The organism is Rhizobium sp. LjRoot258 (genome assembly GCF_964254185.1).
Classification (GTDB): Bacteria; Pseudomonadota; Alphaproteobacteria; order Rhizobiales; family Rhizobiaceae; genus Rhizobium.
In genome coordinates this window covers 426,447-444,673 of record NZ_CAXUST020000003.1, presented here as the reverse complement: position 1 = coordinate 444,673, position 18,227 = coordinate 426,447, and the positions used below count along the sequence as shown (strand labels likewise).

The following is an 18,227-nucleotide window of genomic DNA, read 5'->3' as shown; positions in this document are numbered from 1 at the left end:
TGGTTCAATAAGCCTCGGGGAGAAGGCGATGCTGGGCGCCTCACGAGACGGCACGGAGGACGTCTCCGTTCCTACGGAAGCGGAAGTGCGCGCACAGTATGACCGCATCCTGTCGAGCCCGGAGTTTCATGCGCCCAACCGAGCTCGGGCCTTCGTGTCCTACATTCTCAATGAAGCGCTTGCAGGACGATCCGATCGGCTGAAAGCCTACTCGATCGCCCTCGAGGTGTTTGGCCGAGAAAGTTCCTTCGATGCGCAAAACGACCCTGTGGTCCGGATAGAGGCTGGCCGCATGCGCCGTGCGCTCGAGCGCTACTATCTCGTGGCTGGACAGGACGATCCCGTTTTCATCTCGATCCCGAAAGGCGGCTACGTACCGGCCTTCAGATATGCACATTCGAACGTGTCGCCCGGTCAGGAGATTGGACCTGCTCCCGCGACCAAGCCGGATCTGTCAATCCAAAGCGACGAACATGTACCCAGGCGGCGTGGAAATTGGATCTGGATCGCGGCGGCGCTCGGGGCGGCAGTTCTACTTCTGGCACTGTGGACCGTCCTCGTAGGGTCTTCCGTCAAGGACATCGAGCGTTTGGTCCGTCTCGCTCCTGGAAGCGATTTGAGCAGCGTCGACATGCCCCGGATCGTCGTGGAACCCTTCGAAGACCTCTCCGGCTCCCCGCAGGCAGCCGCCATCGCCCGCGGCCTTACCGATGAGGTTATCGGACAGTTGTCGAAATTCAAGGAGATCGTGGTCATAGCGGGCAGGTCGCGAGGGGAAACCGAACCCTCGTTGGTCGGGCAATCGCCTGCAAGATACGTCCTTCAAGGCCGCGTCCGTCTGGACGACGACACGCTCCGTCTGACGACGCGGTTCCTGAACAAAGCCGACGGATCGGTCATCTGGGCCAATAACTACGACAAGCAATTCAGTGTCAGAGAAATGCTGGAAGTCCAGACAGATGTAGCAAGAAGCGTAGCCGTGGCCATCGCGCAACCGTCTGGCATTGTCTTTCAAACCGATGCGGCCCGCATCGACGAACAGCTCCCGGAAGACCGGGATTCCTACGCCTGCACGCTCGCCTACTACGCCTACAGGGGGACCCTCGAGCCCCAAAAGCACGCTTCGGCAAGAGACTGCCTGAAGCACGCGACGGAACGCTTCCCACAATATTCGACATTCTGGGCGCTTCTTTCCATGGCGTACGTGGACGAGGTCCGCTTCCAGTATAGGCTACAGACGGCGCCGGGCCCGTCGCTCGAACGAGCGGAGATTGCCGCAGAGAAGGCCGTAGCACTGGACCCCCAGAACGTGAGAGCGTTGGAGGCGCAAATGCTGGTGTATTTTTTCAAGGGGGACATCGAGGCGGCCCTTAGAACAGGTGCCGAGGCGCTCGCGCTCAATTCCAATGATACCGAGTTGGCCGGTGAGTATGGCTTCAGACTCGCATTGTCCGGCAAATGGGAGAGCGGGTGCGAACTGCTGTCGAGCGCGATTTCCCGCATCAACGGCCCGATAGGATATTACGAACTAGGGCTCGCCACCTGCGCCTATATGCGCGGCGACTATAAAGCCGCGGAAGTCTGGGCACGAATGGCGGACCTCCGTTACAATCCAATCCATCATCTCGTTCTCCTTAGCGCGCTCGGTGCGCAGGGCAAGATTGCCGCCGCTCGGACGGAACGGGAATGGTTCGAGCGAAATGCGCCGGGCATACTCCTGAACGTGCGCCAAGAGGTATCGACCCGTATCCAACGCCCTGAAGATCGCGAACATTTTCTGGATGGGGTTCGCGCAGCCGGGATCCCTGTCCCGCCGAACTGAGGGATTGGCCCCGGAGCGCCATTGCCGGTCCGTCATAGATGCTACGCGATGCTACAGGCATATCGTCTCCAAACGCGCTACCATCCGCCCATTGGACAGTGCCTGCCCGGAAGCCGATCAACTTGGAGGGAGCCATGACCAAGATACACGCCCTAGACCTTGAAGCCCCCGCGGAAGAGAAAAAGAAGAAAGACAAGTCGTGGAACTACGACAAGGAAATAAAGAAGCTTCAGGTGGAGTTGGCGCACTTGCAGGCCTGGGTGAAGAAATCGGGCGCGAGGATCGTGATCGTCTTCGAGGGGCGCGACGCCGCCGGCAAAGGCGGGATGATCAAACGAATTACCGAGAAAGTGAGCCCGCGTGTGTTTCGTGTGATTGCTCTGCCCGCGCCGACCGACCGTGAAAAGTCGCAGATGTACATGCAGCGGTACCTTGCCCACATGCCCGCGGCCGGGGAAATCGTCATCTTCGATCGCAGTTGGTACAATCGTCCAGGCGTCGACCGTATCATGGGGTTCTGCAGCGAAAAGAAAGCCCAGAGGTTTCTGGAACTTGCTCCTCGATTTGAGGCGGCAATCGTGGAAAGCGGCATTATCCTGCTGAAGTATTTTCTCACTGTCAGCGAGGAAGAACAGGAGCGTCGCTTCAAGCGGCGGATCGAAGACCCGCTGCGGCAGTGGAAATTGAGCCCGATGGATGTCGAATCCTACCGCAAATGGTGGGACTACACCCGTGCCTATGACGAGATGCTGCGCAAGACCAACCATGAGCAGGCGCCTTGGTGGCTCGTTCCTTCGGACGACAAAGAGCGCGCCCGTATCAACTGCATTTCGCACATACTCAAATCGATCCCCTACGAGCGCGTTAAATTTCACGAACCCGATCTCGGCAAACGCCAGAAGCGGCCGGACGACTATGTCGAAGATCAAAGCCACAGGAACGTTGTGCCCGATCTGACACACTAGACGTCGGGTCGGTCCTATCAAAGGACGGAGTGACCGGCGTGCCGACAGATGCGGCGGCCATCCCCCAAACGCAAGCGTTCGAATTTTCCGTTGGAGATCTTCGCCGCCATGCCGACCCTTCCCCTCATATCAAGTCTGAGAGAATATCGGGTGGAGTGGCTCCGGTACGATCTGTCATCCGGGCTGGCCATTGCCGCGGTTGGCTTGCCAAGCGCCATCGCCTACCCCGCTCTGGCGGGCTTGCCACCCGAAGTCGGAATCTACGCGAGCATCCTGTCGGTGCTTGGCTATGCCCTGCTCGGCTCGTCGCGGCAGCTCATTGTAGGCCCCGACGCCGGCACGGTGACGGTGCTGGCGGCGGTTCTCGTTTCTTTCGGGCTGTCGTCGACGGCCGAAAATGTCGTGGCTTCCGCGGCGATCGCCGCAATGGTCGGCCTCCTTTGCTTTCTGGCAAGCTTCCTTCGGCTGGGGTTTATCGCCAACCTCCTCTCACGTCCGATCCTGACCGGATTTATGACCGGCATCTCGCTATCGATCCTGATTGGACAGATCGGCCGCTTCACCGGGGTGAAGATCGAAAGCGACGGGCTGTTTGCGCCACTCGTCGAAATCGCAAAAAAGTCGGACCTGATCCACTGGCCTTCGCTCTGGTTGGGGGTAGGACTGTTCGTCATGCTCCGGCTTCTCGGCAAATGGCTCCCATCTGTCCCAGGACCGCTTGTCGTCATGGCCCTCGCAACCGCCCTATCCTACGCTTTTGATTTTCAGGCTTTGGGTATTCGTGTTGTTGGCGCCGTCCCGTCCCAGCTACCGTCGCCGTCGATACCGATCCCAGATGTCGCCATCGGTGACCTGATCCTCGGGGCCGCAGCCGTGCTGATCGTCAGCTTTGGCGCTGGTATCGTGACTGCGCGCAGTTTCGGCGCGAAGAACCGATATCCGGTCGATGCCAACCGTGAACTCCTTGGATTTGGCGCCGCGAACCTTGCCTCGGGATTGTTCGGCGGCTTCGCTGTCACCGCCTCCGATTCCCGCACTGCGATCAACGACCTCATGGGCGGAAAGACCCAAGTGGCGGCTGTCGTCTCAGCTGCTGCCCTCGCGCTCACAGTCTTGTTTCTCACCGATGCGCTGGCGATCCTGCCGACGCCCGCGCTCGGGGCCGTACTGGCGTCTGCCGCCGTGAGCCTCATCGATCTTAAAACCCTTCGCGAACTGTGGCGGATCAGTCGGATCGAGTTTCTCTTTGCGCTTATCAGTATTGCGGGCGCGCTCAGCCTCGGCGTCTTGCAGGGCGTGATTATAGCAGTGGTCGCGACGCTGCTATATCTCGTCATGGAAGGAATGACCCCGCGCGACGCATTGCTTGGTCGCATTCCAGGGCGCGACGGCTTCTACAAGCTGCATCGCTACCCCCAAGCCAAGCCCGTTCCCGGTGTGGTGATCTACCTCGTTCAGGGCAGTCTGCTGTTTTACAACGCAGAACACGTGAAGAGCAGGATCGAACAACTCTTTGCGACGCTGGCACCGGATACCAAATGGTTTATTCTCGACGCGGGAGCAGCCGCTCAGATCGACAGCACCGCAGCAGTGATGCTCGACGAGGTACGGGCGATGGCAGAGGAGCGGGGAATAAAGTTCGCGATAGTGGAACTGCACAGCGAGCCGCTCGAAATCCTAGAGCGCTCCGGCCTCCTTGCGCGTGTCGGCCCAAGGATGATTTTCGACGAGTTGGAGGAGGCAGTAGATCTTGTGGAACACCAACCGGCCGTGGAACGGTCGGTCCCGCGACCGCAATCGTGATCCGTCTGCGTGCGGCAGATTAGCGGTCGTCAGGCCTTTCGAATATGCGATTTCGTTCGAATTTTATTGATGTCATTGCGGCCATCGAAACAAATCGTCCGCTATGTGGTGTCCCGACTTGAGACACGCGGCGACATATGAACGCCAAAGCAGAAGCCCTTTCAAGCGCTCCCGATTAGACCCCAGCGGGCGTCGGCTCGCCGACCGAAAGCATCAAGCGGTTCGCCCAGTTGAAGAAGGCCGCACCGTGTATTGCGTCTGCGATCTCGAGATCGTCCAACCCCTCTTCCCGCAGATGCGCAATCTCTCGCGGACCGAAAGCCTGGGGCGTCGCGGTCAGCGCCACGGACGCCTTCACAACCGCGTTCCAGCGGCGGCTACCAAGATCGGCTTCGACGCCTTCGTCCAGCAGCCGCTGAACACTGTCGGGACGCTTGGAGAAATGCGATGCGAAACGCGAGTGGACGGAAGCACAGAAGATGCAGCCGTTGCTGCGGGAGGCAGCTGTCGCAGAAAGCTCGCGCTCAGCGCGCGGCAAACCGGCACGGGTGTTATAAAAGATATCCTTGTCGGTCTTCGTTCTTGCCTCGAGGATTTCGGGGTCGCGCGCAAGCAGCATGAAGTAAGGTGATTTGGAACGCGAGGGATCCACTAGTCCGGCCCAGTGCCGGTCGGTAAGCTCTTCTTCTGCAAGCGGCGCAAGCCATGGCGTCCAGCCGATTTCAGCCTGCGTGAAGGCATTCGGGCGATTGTCGATATCAGGATGGTTGACGATGTCAGTCATGGATCTATTCCTTATTCTGCTGCCGAGCGTGCGACACTGCCTTCGCCCGCTGCACCTAAAGCAACAAGCCCGGCAACGACGCGAATCTGGAACGACAGGAAAGCCACGATCTGCGAGAGCGTAACAATGCCGGTCGCGGTCCAGCCCGAGTCGATGAGCTTCTGCAAAGCGTCGGGGCTTGCTTCTCTTGGACGGAAGACAAGCAGATGCGCGTGCTCTAGCGCCGCTGTAAGTCTTGCGCCCAGTACGGCGCGACTGGATTCCGATACGACGAATGTTGGTCCAGGCACATCTTCTGCCGAAAGCGGGCCAGCCAGATAGCGGCCGTAAGGACCTTCAGCGGTACCTTTCTCGATTTCAGTACTAATCGACGCAACAAGCGAGGCACCACCGTTCACGTCCGCTAGCTTTGCCGCGTAGAATTCAGCCGCGTTTTCTGCGCGATGCAGGCGAGTGACGAAGGACGCGATGGCGAGCCGCTCGGCGCGGGTCACATCGCCCTCGGCGACCGGTTCGAATAGCGCGAGATGGCTCTTCTGCACATTGAGCCGCGTTTCCGGGCGTTCACCGCGGATGCGATCAAGGAATGACCCGGGTTCAATACCGGCTAAGAGATCGATGATATCGGGCGTCGAGGAACTCATTGTAATTGCCTTTCGTGTGATCATGCGGTGGCAAGACGTCGCTCATGGGCGGAAGATCCATTGCCAATCCACCCGAGCGCCGGGGCGACTTCGCTGGCGGTGAGTTCCAGCGAGCGCAGGATGTATTCGTGCGGCGGATCGACGGAATGCACCTGGAAAACGAGATCGGTGACCCGCTCAAGCGCCCTGTCGGCCTTCAGGGATGCGATGACATCGTCTGGTGTTCCCACGTGGACATCGAACGTCCTGATGAGGTCTTCAGTCTTCGTGCTTGGAACGTTATGGCCGCTCGCTATGAAGCGTTCGACGCTACGCTGCAGGCCGAGTTCTGCAAAATGCAGTGCCTCTTTACGATCGTCGGCGACGAAGAGGCTTCGAGAGCCGAGGATACGCGGCCGGCGGCCCCGCGGCAGCGCTTCGAGATAAGCATCGATGATTGGATTCTGCAGGTCCCAAAGTTCGGCATCGTGCGATCCGGCCGGCCGCGGCTGTGTGCGAGAAAGCATAAGTCCGTCGCCATCGCGCCCTGCCCTTTCGCCGCCACTCACCGAGAAAGTCGCCTGCCAGACACGATCCAGCAGATGCGGGGCAGACGGATAAAGACGGTTGCCGCCAGCAAGTTCCCGGCCGGCCCAGGCATCGCGAACGATCGCAAGGCTCTTCGCATAGATCGCGCCACGATCGGCGCTTTCGAAGCCGAATGGCAGAAAGGCAGCGGGTGTTCCCCCGGTGCCGAAACCGACTTCGAGCCGGCCGTTCGACAGGATATCGAGGACGGCGGTATCTTCCGCCACGCGCACTGCGCTTTCCATCGGCAGCGTGATGACGCCAGTTCCAAGGCGGATGCGCGAGGTCCTGCCTGCAAGCTCTGCCAGGAAGACCAGCGGTGCCGGCAGGCCACCCTCCTCACCGTTGAAGTGATGCTGGGCGACCCAGGCGCTGTCAAAACCGAACGTCTCGGCGTGAATGATCTGCTCGGCGACCAGCCGGTAGCGGGTCGCGGCATCGGCTTCGTCGAGTACGCGGCTGAAAAACCCCAGGCGTTTGGGCGCGGGCGATTGCGTCATTGCTGCGTTCCTGTGCTGGCAAGGGGAGTTGACCGTATCGCCGCCGGATATTTCTTGCCGGGGATCGCTTCGATAAGTTCCCGGGTGTAGGCGCTTGCCGGATTGCCAAAGACATTCTGGACAGGCCCGCTATCGACGAGCTTTCCGCCACTTAAAACGGAAACCGTATCGGCGATCTGCCGCACGACCGCCAGGTCGTGAGACACGAAAAGGTATGTGAGGCCAAGCTCACGTTGCAGCTTTCCGAGCAACGCCAGGATCTGCGCCTGGACGGTGACGTCCAGCGCCGACACAGCTTCGTCGAGGACGAGAATTTGCGGATTGAGGATCAGCGCACGGGCGATGGCAACGCGCTGTCTCTGCCCGCCGGACAGAGCATGCGGCCGCCGGTCGAGCACATCCGGCGGAAGGCCGACTTTCGCAATCGTTGCGGCGACGCGATCTGCCCTTTCGACGCGTGGGACCGGTTCGAAATTTAAGAGCGGCTCCTCAACGATCCGCCGGATGGTCTGGCGCGGGTCCAGCGAGCCGAACGGGTTTTGATAGACGAGCTGGATCTTCTTGCGCAAAAGCCGCAGCGTTTCTCCACGCAAGGTCGACAGATCGAGCCCATCGACCACCACCCTTCCGGAGGTTGGTTTCTCGAATGCCGATATGATGCGGATGCTTGTCGTCTTGCCCGACCCGGATTCGCCAACCAGCGCATGCGTCGTACCGCGCTTAACACGGAACGAAACGTCATCGACGGCACAGAAGCGGCCATCTCCACTGAGGCCGAAATCCTTGACGAGATTCTCGACGACGATGATGTCATCTTGCCCGTCTTTGCCCGCCTCGTTGATGGCGGCCGCCGGAGGCTGGCTCGCATTGAGTGACGGCGCATCCGATAGCAGCTGGCGCGTATAGGCGTTCTGGGGATTGGCAATCACATCGGCGGTGCGGCCCTGCTCCTGAATCCGGCCGTGCCTGAGGACGATCAATCGGTCGGAGCGGTCCGCCGCAACACCGAGATCGTGAGTAACAAGAAGGATCGCTGTGCCGTATTCCCGGCGAAGCTCATCGATCAGATCGAGGATGTGCTTCTGTACCGTTACATCGAGCGCACTTGTGGGTTCGTCGGCAATGATTAGGGACGGCTTTAACGCGATCGCGATTGCGATCAGCACCCGCTGCTTCATTCCGCCGGAGAGCTCGTGCGGGTACTGCTGCGCCCGCAGCTTGGGTTCGCTCAATCCGACACGCGCAAGCAGTTCGACCGCCTGGGCGTAGGCGACAGGACCGGATGCTTTGCCGTGGATTGCGAGAATTTCGGCGACCTGCTTGCCGATGGTCTTCACGGGGTTCAGCGAATTGCCCGGATCCTGCGGCACGAGGCTGATGACCGACCCGCGAATACCGTCCAGCCGCCGCTGCGGCCATGCAGTGATCTCCTGGCGGTTCAGGCGGATGCTACCAGCTTCAAGCCTGCCGTTTTCCGGCAGAAGTCCAATGATGGCCTGTGCCGTCGAGCTTTTTCCCGAACCGGACTCGCCGACAAGGGCAACGACTTCGCCGGGATTGACGCAGAAGCCGATGCCGTGGACGGCGGTACGGGTCCCGTTGCGGTCGCTGTAGCTGACCGTCAGACCGGATACCTCGAGCACGGGCGATGGCTGGACAGCGCCATTCGGCAGATCGACAGGTTGGAGTGTCATCTTTCAATCCTTCCGATTGCCTGACTGATGCGGTTGACGGAAAGCACGACGAGCACCACGACGATGCCGGGCGCGGTTGTCAGCCACCAGGCGGTTGCGATGTAGTTGCGGCCTTCTGCTATCAGCAGCCCCCATTCCGGCGTGGGTGGCGGCGCGCCGTAACCGAGGAAGCCAAGGGTCGAGAGCTGCAGGATCGCCGAGCCGACCTGCAGAGCGGCAAAGGCTATGACCGACGTCAGCGAGTTGGGGAGGACGTGGCGCCAGAGCACGCTGAGGAAAGTGCCCCCGCTTCCGAAAGCAGCCTCCACATATTCGCTACGCCTGACTGTGACGACTTCGGAGCGCACGATGCGGGCAAAGCTTGCGACAGACGTCACGCCGACGGCGATGGCGGCATTCACCGTGCCGAAGCCGAGCAGGATGATGATGCTGAGCGAAAGCAAGAGCGCCGGTATGGAGAGCAGCACATCGACCAGCCGCATAATAGCCGCGTCCGCGCGCCCGCCGATCGAGCCTGCGAGAACTCCGAGCGCAGTTCCCACCGCAAGGCCGATGCTGACGGCCGCTAAAGCGCCAGACAGCGAATGGACTGCGCCATGCACCAGCCGCGCGAAGAGATCTCGTCCCAGCGCGTCGGTCCCGAGCAGATGCGCTGTGCTCGGCGGCTTCAGCTGCTGGCCGGGCAAACCCTTAATCGGATCATAGGCCGTAAACAGCACAGGGGCTGCTGCCCATAGCAGAACGATGACCAGCACCAATGCTGCGAGGATCAGGCTCACATCGGTTGCTCGACGCCGTCGGCGCGGCGAGGCCGCCTCCTGCGGTTTGGGCGAGACCCAATCCACGGGATCAGGGCTTTCGAGATTGAGATGTCGTTCTGCAAGGTCGAAGCTGGTCATCGAGCGGTCTCCGGCCTGGCTTTGAGCCGCGGATCAAGGATGGGATAGAGAAGGTCGATTGCGAGGTTGATGGTGACGAATGCAGCCGCCGAAAGCACGACGATTGCCTGCAGCACCGCGACATCCTGAAAATTGACGGCCTGCTCGGTTAGGCTGCCAATCCCGTTCAGGCCGAAAACGGTCTCGGTGATGACGGCACCGGCGAGCAGCTCGCCGAAAAGCACGCCGGCGACCGTCAGCACCGGCAGGAAGGCATTCTTTGCCACGTGTCGCCACAGCACCCAGCGATGCGAGGCACCCTTGGCACGGGCAACGGCGACGAAGGGCCTGGTCTGGACCTGATCAATGTTGCGCAGCAGGATCTGCGCCAGCGGCGCCGAGATGGGGACGGCGATCGTGAGAACGGGCAGCACGAGGCCCTCCCACGGCCCGGGATTGATAATGGACACCAGCCGCAGGCGGAATGAGAATATCTGGATCAGCATGATCCCGAGCCAGAAGGTCGGCACGGACACGAAGAGCGACGGCACCGCCTGTACGAAGCTGCGCAGCCTGCCGAAGCCCTGGATATTGGAAAGAATGGCAAGAACCGCGGCAATCAGTGAGGCGACGATGAAGCCGAAACCGGCAAGGCGGATCGTCGGCGGCAGATTGGTGGTAAGCTGCGCGCTGACAGCAACGCCGGCCTGCAGCGAATAGCCGAAATCGCCCGTCAGAAACTTTCCGGCAGTATGGACATATTGGTTGAGGACCGAACCGTCCGTCGCATAGGCAGCACGGATGTCAGCGATCTGCTCGGGGCTGAGGCCGTATTCAGGATTCTGGAACTTGATGAGGACGGCATCACCCGGCATTGCCTGCAGCAATACGAATGAGATCGTGAAAGCTGCAAACAGCACCAGCAAGGCCTGGCCTAATCGCGAAATGATGTAGCGGGTCATGGCCGTCCTCTCAGATGATGAATGGGCCGGCTTTTCGCCGGGCGCCACGCTCAATGTTCGGCAAGCCATGTGCTGTAGAAGCTCGGGCGGCCGACGGCTTCGAAGGCGATGCCCTGCACATAAGGTGCACCGGCAAAGGCCTGCGGTTCCTCAAAGATCGGAATCGCATAGGCTTGGTCGATCACATAATTCTGGACCTCCCCTGCGATCGCCAGGCGCTTTGCGCGATCAGGCTCCGATGAAAGCTGCTCCAGAAGACCATTCAGCTTGTTATCGACGAAGGATTTGACCTTGTCGCTTGGGCCGCCCTTCTGGCGCAAGACGTCGCGGTTCTTCGGATAATACTGACTCTTGATGACGTCTGGATCGGCACGCCCGACCATGGCCGGAGACACCGGGGTTTTCGCCGGATCGAGATCATCGACCGTCTTGCTGCCGGAGTCGCCCGCAAGCACGTTCAAGGTCACGCCGAGTTTTGCCCACTGCTGCGCAACAAGTTGAAGCGTCGCCTTGTTCTGGGGTTGAGGGGGAGATTCATACGCCGTGAGCACCAGATGCTGGCCATCTTTCTCGCGAATGCCATTGGAGCCAAGTTTCCAGCCGGCCTCGTCGAGAAGCTTGGCGGCCTGGTCGGCGTCATAGGTCAGCTTCGATGTGAGATCGAGGTAACCTTGTGCAGTCGATGCGATGATCGACTTTGCCTGCGGATAGTTTGCCGAGAAGAGCGTGGAGACGATCTCCGCCGAATTCGTGCCATGCAGCAGCGCCTGACGCACGCGAATGTCCGACACCAGTGGATTGTCGGGCCGGAAGACGACGCTGTTGTTTACGCCGCGCGTCGGTGCCGCATAGATCTTGTAATCCTGGCTCTCGACCTGTGCTTCATCGTAGGCCTGGACCTGCCTGATGAAATCCGCCTGTCCGGACAAGAGTGCACCGATGCGGACGCTGTCCTCACCGGTGATGACGTACTTGATGCCGTTCAGATAAGCACGGCCCTGATGTTCCAGCTTTGCCGGGCCCCAGTTGTAGTCCTCGCGCGCCTTGAGTGACAGCTCTTTGCCGAGCGTCTCGCTGTCGACCACGAAGGGGCCAGAACCGATGATCTTCGTCGCGTCGCCGAGCTGGTCGAACGGCAGCGCCAGCGTCTTCAGCGACACGAGACCGGAACCGATCACCGAGGTGCCTTGAAGGAAGCCCGGCGACGGCTTCTTGAAGTAGAATTTGACCGTCAGCGGATCGACGACCTCGGAGCGATCGTAATTGTTGATGACTTCCGAAACCGGCTGCTTCAGACCCTTGTTGCCAAGCCCGAACGTGTCGTAGTTCTTGGCGACGGCATTGGCATCGAGTGGTGTTCCGTCGGAAAACGTCACGCCCTTGCGCAGCTTGAACGTGTATTCGGTGGCGTTGTCGTTGACCGTCCAGGATTGCGCAATCCAGGGCTCGATCTCGAGTGTCTTCGGATTCTGATAGGTCAGCTTGTCGGTGATTTGATTGAGCACCCCGCCGTTCGGATAGAATCCGCCGGCAGGTGGATAAAGGTTCGTGTGCGGCTGCTGTTCGAGATAGATCAGGGTGCCGCCCTGGACGGGTTTAGCTATCTCATCTGCCGCTGCGTGATCGACGGAGAGTGAAACAGACAGCGCACTCGCAAGGAGCGCGCTAGTAATGGTCGTCTTGATGCTCATCGACTTTCCCTCAAATACTGACGGAGCGACGGTACCGGTTTCAAAATTTTGTATATAGAATTAGTATTCTAATTCCTACGCATCCCGGAAAATCGCTGACCTAGCTTCGTACCGGTCATAAAAAACTGATCTGGGTGGCGGCCAACGACCATCAAAGCAAGCCCGCGATGACGGGGATGTAAGCACTCGACAGCGCCATGCGGTGCGGCTGAGCGTGGAAGTCTCGACGACGCTGCAGTTGATCGCCATTTCTGGCTTTGGCTCACTTCTGCTGAGAAGCCCTGCCTTCGTCATCAAAGCAGAGTATAGCAGTCGAAATTCTGGCAGACCGGCAGTGCCATGATAGGCCACTCGCCTCCAGAGACTTCCGACAGAATTGAGTGTATCGGAAGGGTCCGTGAAAACAGGCGCTCCAGGGTCTTATCGGCCAGAAAGCTCGCCTTGTTATACCTTTCGACGAAAAGGCATTACGACAGAGCGGCACCATGAAAATGAAGCCGATAGACCGCCCAAAAAACCATATGTAAGGTATGGCCGATGGACGATCGCTCAAGGTCCATCATCTCTGGAGTTGAAGCTGTCCACCGCTCTCGCTGCCATCGCATTGCTGTTCGAGATCGATTTCGGCTTTCTTGCCGCAAGCGCTCTGTTCAGTAGGCCATCTCAACCCGAGGATCATGCCGTGGCGTGGGGCGCAGTCAGCGGAATCGGCCGGCAGGAATCGCGGATTATCAGGCGCCCCTGAAGCATGAGGCGACGTGGCGGTTCCATTCCTTTTCCCGAGAGCCGGTCGATGATCAGTTGTGCCGCCTGTTCACCGATGGTCTGCACTGGTTGAGCGATAGTTGTCAGATGAGGCTCGAAAACGTCGGCCCAAGGAAAGTCGTCAAAACTGACGACGGAGATGTCGTCCGGGCACCTGAGCCCAATGTCGCGAATGGCTTTCATCACACCGATAACCATCAAGTTGTTTGCCGAAAAGATAGCGGTCGGACGATCGGCGCTGGTGAGAAGTTGCATCGCCGCCTTATAGGCATCCTTCTCCCGAAAATTGCCTATTTGCACAAGTTTCTCATCGAAGGGCAGAGCCGCTGCGTCGAGTGCGGCGCGGTAACCAGCAAGGCGTTCGCGACCGGTGGATGTCTCCAGAGATCCCGAGATATAGCCGATACGGCGATGCCCAAGGCTCAGCATGTAAGCAGTGGCGTCCAGAACGGCGCGGCGGTTGTCGAGAATGACCGCATCGGTCTCGATCCCGTCGCAGAGCCGATCGATCAGAACGGTTGGCACGCTGGCGCCGGCAAGAATCCGCTTCAGATGAGCATCCTCGCCCGCCGGCGCGATGATCAACCCATCGACCATACGGTCGAGAAGCAGCTCGATCTGTTCGTCCTGCAGATTGATATCCTCGTCGTTGCAGCAGAGCATTACCGCGTAACCGGCGCGGTGCAGGACGTCCTGGATGACAGAGACGACATCGGTGAAGAAGGGGTTGGTGATATCGGCGACCATCAGTCCGATCGTCCGTGTCGTTCCAATCTTGAGGCTGCGGGCGATGGTGTTGCGCTTGTAACCGATCTGCTGGATTGCCGTCTCGATGCGGCTTCGAAGCTCGGGGCTTACGGGCGTCGACCCGTTGACGACTGCCGAGACCGTCGCGACCGAAACTTTAGCCGACTGCGCAACATCTAACATGGTCGGCGATTTTCTGGTGCTTTTGCGCCGCTGCTGCATTTCTTCACCGAAACGTTTCGAGATATAGCTCGATGGAGTGTATTTCACGAAGGGGAGTTGCGCAATATTGGCGTTGAAGCCTGCATTTTCGGCTTATTGACACAATCTAAACGTTTCGAATAAGATCAGTTTCGATAAGAATAAATCGTCGGATGTGGGCGCAGGGAGGCTGCCAACGTCATGCGCGATGATAGCTCGAAGCCATTCCTTTCGGATGATGTCAGCGCTGCAGCCCAACCCGCGGTGCTGGCGGCGGAATCCATTTCCAAGACCTTCGGCGCCATCAGCGCCCTCAAGGACGTCCGTTTCGAACTCAGACTCGGCGAGATTCACGCGCTGATGGGCGAAAATGGCGCCGGCAAGTCGACGCTGATGAAGATCCTTTCGGGCGTCTATCAAGACTACGACGGTATTGTTCGTATCAATGATGCCCCTGTCCGGTTCACAAGTGTTAGGGACGCGGAAGCCGCCGGCATCGCAATCATCCATCAGGAACTAAATCTCGTTCCGGACCTTAGCGTCGCTGACAATATCTTTCTCGGTAGGGAGCGGCTGATCGCCGGCCTGTTCGTGGACCGCAAGGCAAGCCTGGGGGCAGCACGGCTCCTGCTGCGGCGCCTCGGCATTGAGCTCGACCCGGAGCGGCGCGTCTCGTCTTTGCGGGTGGGCGAACAGCAACTGGTCGAGATCGCCAAAGCGCTTTCGATCGAAGCTCGCATCCTTATCATGGATGAGCCAACATCGGCGCTTTCGCCTGGCGAATGCGAGCGGCTATTTAAGATCATGCGGCAGCTCGCCGCCGGCGGCGTTGGAATCGTATATATTTCTCATCGGATCGACGAGGTCATGCATCTTAGCGACCGCGTCACGGTATTTCGCGACGGCCGCCATGTGTGGACCAAATCGATAGGCGAGCTGGAAGAAGACACCGTCATCGCCGCTATGGTCGGCCGCAATCTCCTGGAAGCGACGCGTGGTGATCACCACCCTGGCGAGTTCCCCGTCCTTTCCGTTGACGGACTGTCTCTTTCCGTCGCTGAGCGACATGGGTGGCGCAATGTACTGAAGGGCGTGAGTTTCGAGGTGAGCCCGGGAGAGATTCTCGGAATCGGCGGGCTGCTCGGTGCAGGCCGAACCGAAATCCTTGAGACGATCTTCGGGTCCAGCGACGGGCGTCGCGGCGGTGAGATCTTGATAGACGGAAAGCCTGTCGATGTTCGTTCCCCGCTTGATGCGCGCCGGCTCGGTATGGCGCTCGTGACCGAGGACCGCAAGACCCAAGGGCTGCATCTTCGCGATTCGATAGCGGACAATATCGCACTGCCTTTGGTGGGCCGGATCGCACGCTTCGGCATTCGCGCGTTCAACGCGGAAGCTGCGCTGGCTCGCAGAGCTGTCGAAACGCTCGGCGTGCGTTGCGGTGGGATCAATCAGCCGGCGGCTACGCTGTCGGGTGGAAACCAGCAGAAGGTGGTAATCGCAAAGTGGCTGGCCACCAGGCCCCGTATCCTGCTTCTCGACGAGCCGACGCGCGGGATTGACGTCGGGGCGAAACGCGAAATCTACGATCTCATCTTCAAGCTCGCAGCGGAGGGTCTTGCCATCGTCGTCGTCAGTTCGGAAATGCCGGAGCTTTTGCATCTTGCCGACCGTATCCTGGTGATGGCCGAGGGCCGCCGGACAGGACTCCTTACGCGTGCGGAAGCAAGCGAGGAGCGGATAATGCAGCTTGCCGCGCCGCGCAGCGCAAGACACGGGAGGCCTGCCGCATGAGCGTCCTGAAGCTGATCTCCCAAACCAAGCTCTATTGGGGCCTAATTGCCATCTTCCTGATTGGAGTCCTCTGGTCGCCGGTGACCTCTTCGGGAAAGAACATTTTCCTGTCTTCAGGCAATCTTCTCGACGTTCTGCGGCAGGTATCGACGACTGGACTGATTGCGACCGGCATGACTGCAGTCATCATCACCGGCGGCATCGACCTTTCGGTCGGATCGCTGATGGCCATCTGCAGCGTGGTCTGCGCTATGCTGCTGACCGTGTCCGGCGTGACCCCTGCCGTGTTCCTCGGCTTGCCTGCCGTCGGGCTTGCGGCATTGCTGGTCGGCGCAGTCGTAGTCCGGTTCATCTTCATAAACCTGGCAAAGTCGCGGAAGGAAGGCATCAGCAACCGAGAGATCCGGCTGGATCGCATGCGCGGCACGGTCCTGCCCGCCGCTGCCGGACTCCTTCTTTGCGGGCTTCTACTTACATTCCTCTTGCCGCAGTTACAGACGAAGTTTGGTGTTCTCGGTGTTCTTTTGGTCGCACCCGCCGTCGGTCTCCTCTTCGGTGCGATCAATGGTTTTATTATCGTCGCGGGCCGCCTCCAGCCCTTTATCGTCACGCTGGCAATGATGGTATCGGCGCTCGGCGTCGCGCGGCTGACCGCCGGACAGAACAACGCCGTCCTGCCGGTTTACACTGGATCGAATGCGGCTGCGGAATTCGATATGCTGAGGCAGCTTGTGTTCGGCATCGTGCCAATGCCCGGCATATTCTTCATTGTCGCGATCATCGTTTACGGCGCCGTTCTGCGGCTGACCCCCTTCGGTCGCTATGTCTATGCAATCGGCGGCAACGAAGAAGCGGCGAGGCTTTCCGGCATCAATGCGGGTCGCGTCAAGATCGTCACCTATGCAATTTCGGGCCTGCTCGCCGGCGTCGCAGCCGTGCTCTACGTGGCGCAATACCGGCAGGGAAAGCCGGATGCCGGCGCGGGGCTCGAGCTGGATGCAATCGCCGCCGTCGTCATCGGCGGCACCAGCCTCATGGGCGGCAGGGGCAGCCTAGCGGGCACTTTTTGCGGTGTGCTGATCTTCGGGCTTCTGTCGAACATCCTGCAACTCCACAACATCAATTCCAATCTTCAGCTGGTGCTGAAGGGCGTCATCATCATCGGCACTGTGCTCGTCCAGGAGCGGAATGTCGGCGATATTTTCGCCCGTCTGCGGCCGTCGGGCCGCCGTCCGGCGCAACGGGAAGCGTCCGCAGAGGAGCGGGCGTCGAGAGACACTGTGTCTCTAACATTGGGAGGAAACGAAAAATGAAACGTCGCGACATCATGAGACTGGCCGTTCTTGCCGCAGCGCTTGCCGCAACAACTGCCCTGCTTCCCTCGCGAGATGCCATTGCCCAAGACAAGAAGTGGCGCATCGGCTTCTCTCAGGCGACCACGATCGAGCCCTGGCGTGCGCAGTTCAACAAGGACATCGTCGCCGAAGCTGCCAAGCACCCCGAAGTCGAACTGATTATCACCGATGGCGAAGACAAGACCGAGAAGCAAGTGGCCGACGTCGAAAACCTGATCCGTCAGGAAGTGGACGCGTTGCTCGTCTCGCCAAAGGAATCTGCGGGGCTGACCGGCGTCGTCCAGCAGGCGATCGATGCAAAAATTCCCGTGTTCGTCCTCGACCGCAATGTCGACACGGACAAATACAATCAGTTCGTCGGCGGGGACAACAAACTGATCGGCCGCGCGGCGGGGGAATACGCTGTCGAGTTGCTGGGTGGGAAAGGCAAAGCGCAGGGCAACGTCGTGGAAATATGGGGAGGGATGGGAACACAACCGGCGCATGACCGGCATGACGGTTTCCATGAGTTCACGGACAAGGAGCCCGGCATCAAGAACCTGTTGGATCAACAGTCGGGCGATTGGAAGCAGGACCAAGCCTATAACATCATGGCCACGGCACTGCGCAATAATGAAAAAATCGATCTGGTGTATGGGCACAACGATCCCATGGCGTACGGCGCCTATCTCGCCGCTAAGGATGCCGGCCGGGAAAAGGAAATCAAATTCATAGGCATTGACGGTCTGCCTGGCGAAGGCGTGACCTGGGTGAACAACGGCGAACTCAGCGCCACTTTCCTCTATGCGACCCCGGGTGCCGAAGGTCTGCGCCAGGCGATAAAGTTCCTGAACGGTGAGAAGGTCGAGAAGACGGTGATCCTCGACACAATGAAAATCACCAAGGACAACGCCGCACAGATCATGAAGGACAACGGGCTTTAACAATGGGCGGGCGGGCGGCAGGCCGCCCGCCCAACCTGCAGATGCCGTCGTCAATGAAGAAGAGCTCGGCGCAGACCAGCCCTTCAACGCTTTGTCCTCCCTGCTTGGCTCGGCAGCCGCAACACCGAGATC

14 protein-coding genes are annotated in these 18,227 nt (G+C 59.7%); 6 read left to right on the top strand and 8 right to left on the bottom strand.

The genetic code is table 11. From position 1 onward, the window contains the following. The first annotated feature begins 28 nt into the window (after positions 1 to 28). From ACSQ9D_RS30605 to ACSQ9D_RS30595, 3 genes are all read left to right on the top strand, one after another. A complete protein-coding gene (locus ACSQ9D_RS30605) occupies positions 29 to 1,822 on the top strand; it encodes a hypothetical protein (RefSeq protein WP_436285559.1) in 1,794 nt (597 codons plus the stop codon). Between the two features lie 134 nt (positions 1,823 to 1,956). Then, complete coding sequence (gene ppk2, locus ACSQ9D_RS30600) at positions 1,957 to 2,787, top strand: polyphosphate kinase 2 (protein ID WP_436285558.1); 831 nt, start codon at positions 1,957 to 1,959, stop codon at positions 2,785 to 2,787. A gap of 108 nt (positions 2,788 to 2,895) precedes the next feature. Next, positions 2,896 to 4,590 carry a SulP family inorganic anion transporter gene (locus tag ACSQ9D_RS30595; RefSeq protein ID WP_436285557.1) on the top strand — a complete coding sequence of 565 codons (1,695 nt, stop codon included), beginning with the start codon at positions 2,896 to 2,898 and terminating at the stop codon, positions 4,588 to 4,590. Between the two features lie 175 nt (positions 4,591 to 4,765). On the opposite strand, the gene ACSQ9D_RS30590 is transcribed toward ACSQ9D_RS30595, so the two are convergent. From ACSQ9D_RS30590 to ACSQ9D_RS30555, 8 genes are all read right to left on the bottom strand, one after another. Then, a complete protein-coding gene (locus ACSQ9D_RS30590; RefSeq protein ID WP_436285556.1) occupies positions 4,766 to 5,374 on the bottom strand; it encodes an alkylhydroperoxidase domain protein in 609 nt (202 codons plus the stop codon). Between the two features lie 11 nt (positions 5,375 to 5,385). Then, entirely contained in the window at positions 5,386 to 6,018 is a 633-nt protein-coding gene (locus ACSQ9D_RS30585; protein ID WP_436285555.1) for a CMD domain protein, read from the bottom strand. 20 nt (positions 6,019 to 6,038) lie between these two features. Further along, entirely contained in the window at positions 6,039 to 7,085 is a 1,047-nt protein-coding gene (locus ACSQ9D_RS30580; protein ID WP_436285554.1) for a putative FMN-dependent luciferase-like monooxygenase, read from the bottom strand. Next, a complete protein-coding gene (locus tag ACSQ9D_RS30575) occupies positions 7,082 to 8,779 on the bottom strand; it encodes a dipeptide ABC transporter ATP-binding protein (protein ID WP_436285553.1) in 1,698 nt (565 codons plus the stop codon). The genes ACSQ9D_RS30580 and ACSQ9D_RS30575 overlap by 4 nt, the downstream gene beginning before the upstream one ends. Continuing rightward, a complete protein-coding gene (locus ACSQ9D_RS30570; RefSeq protein WP_436285552.1) occupies positions 8,776 to 9,678 on the bottom strand; it encodes an ABC transporter permease in 903 nt (300 codons plus the stop codon). The genes ACSQ9D_RS30575 and ACSQ9D_RS30570 overlap by 4 nt, the downstream gene beginning before the upstream one ends. Next, a complete protein-coding gene (locus ACSQ9D_RS30565; protein ID WP_436285551.1) occupies positions 9,675 to 10,619 on the bottom strand; it encodes an ABC transporter permease in 945 nt (314 codons plus the stop codon). The genes ACSQ9D_RS30570 and ACSQ9D_RS30565 overlap by 4 nt, the downstream gene beginning before the upstream one ends. A gap of 50 nt (positions 10,620 to 10,669) precedes the next feature. Beyond that, positions 10,670 to 12,310, bottom strand: a complete 1,641-nt coding sequence (locus ACSQ9D_RS30560) for a TIGR04028 family ABC transporter substrate-binding protein (RefSeq protein WP_436285550.1) — start codon at positions 12,308 to 12,310, stop codon at positions 10,670 to 10,672. A gap of 675 nt (positions 12,311 to 12,985) precedes the next feature. Continuing rightward, positions 12,986 to 14,005, bottom strand: a complete 1,020-nt coding sequence (locus ACSQ9D_RS30555) for a LacI family DNA-binding transcriptional regulator (protein ID WP_436285549.1) — start codon at positions 14,003 to 14,005, stop codon at positions 12,986 to 12,988. A gap of 219 nt (positions 14,006 to 14,224) precedes the next feature. Here ACSQ9D_RS30555 and ACSQ9D_RS30550 point away from each other — a divergent pair, with 219 nt between their 5' ends. Genes ACSQ9D_RS30550 through ACSQ9D_RS30540 form a run of 3 tightly spaced genes read left to right on the top strand, consistent with a single transcriptional unit; the run spans position 14,225 to position 18,095 of the window. Beyond that, positions 14,225 to 15,817: a sugar ABC transporter ATP-binding protein gene (locus ACSQ9D_RS30550; RefSeq protein ID WP_436285548.1), complete on the top strand. Its 1,593-nt coding sequence runs from the start codon at positions 14,225 to 14,227 to the stop codon at positions 15,815 to 15,817. Beyond that, complete coding sequence (locus ACSQ9D_RS30545; RefSeq protein ID WP_436285547.1) at positions 15,814 to 17,130, top strand: ABC transporter permease; 1,317 nt, start codon at positions 15,814 to 15,816, stop codon at positions 17,128 to 17,130. Before ACSQ9D_RS30550 ends, ACSQ9D_RS30545 begins: the two co-directional genes overlap by 4 nt. Further along, on the top strand, positions 17,127 to 18,095 hold the full coding sequence (locus ACSQ9D_RS30540) for a substrate-binding domain-containing protein (RefSeq protein WP_436285546.1): 969 nt from the start codon (positions 17,127 to 17,129) through the stop codon (positions 18,093 to 18,095). The genes ACSQ9D_RS30545 and ACSQ9D_RS30540 overlap by 4 nt, the downstream gene beginning before the upstream one ends. The last annotated feature ends 132 nt before the right edge of the window (positions 18,096 to 18,227 follow it).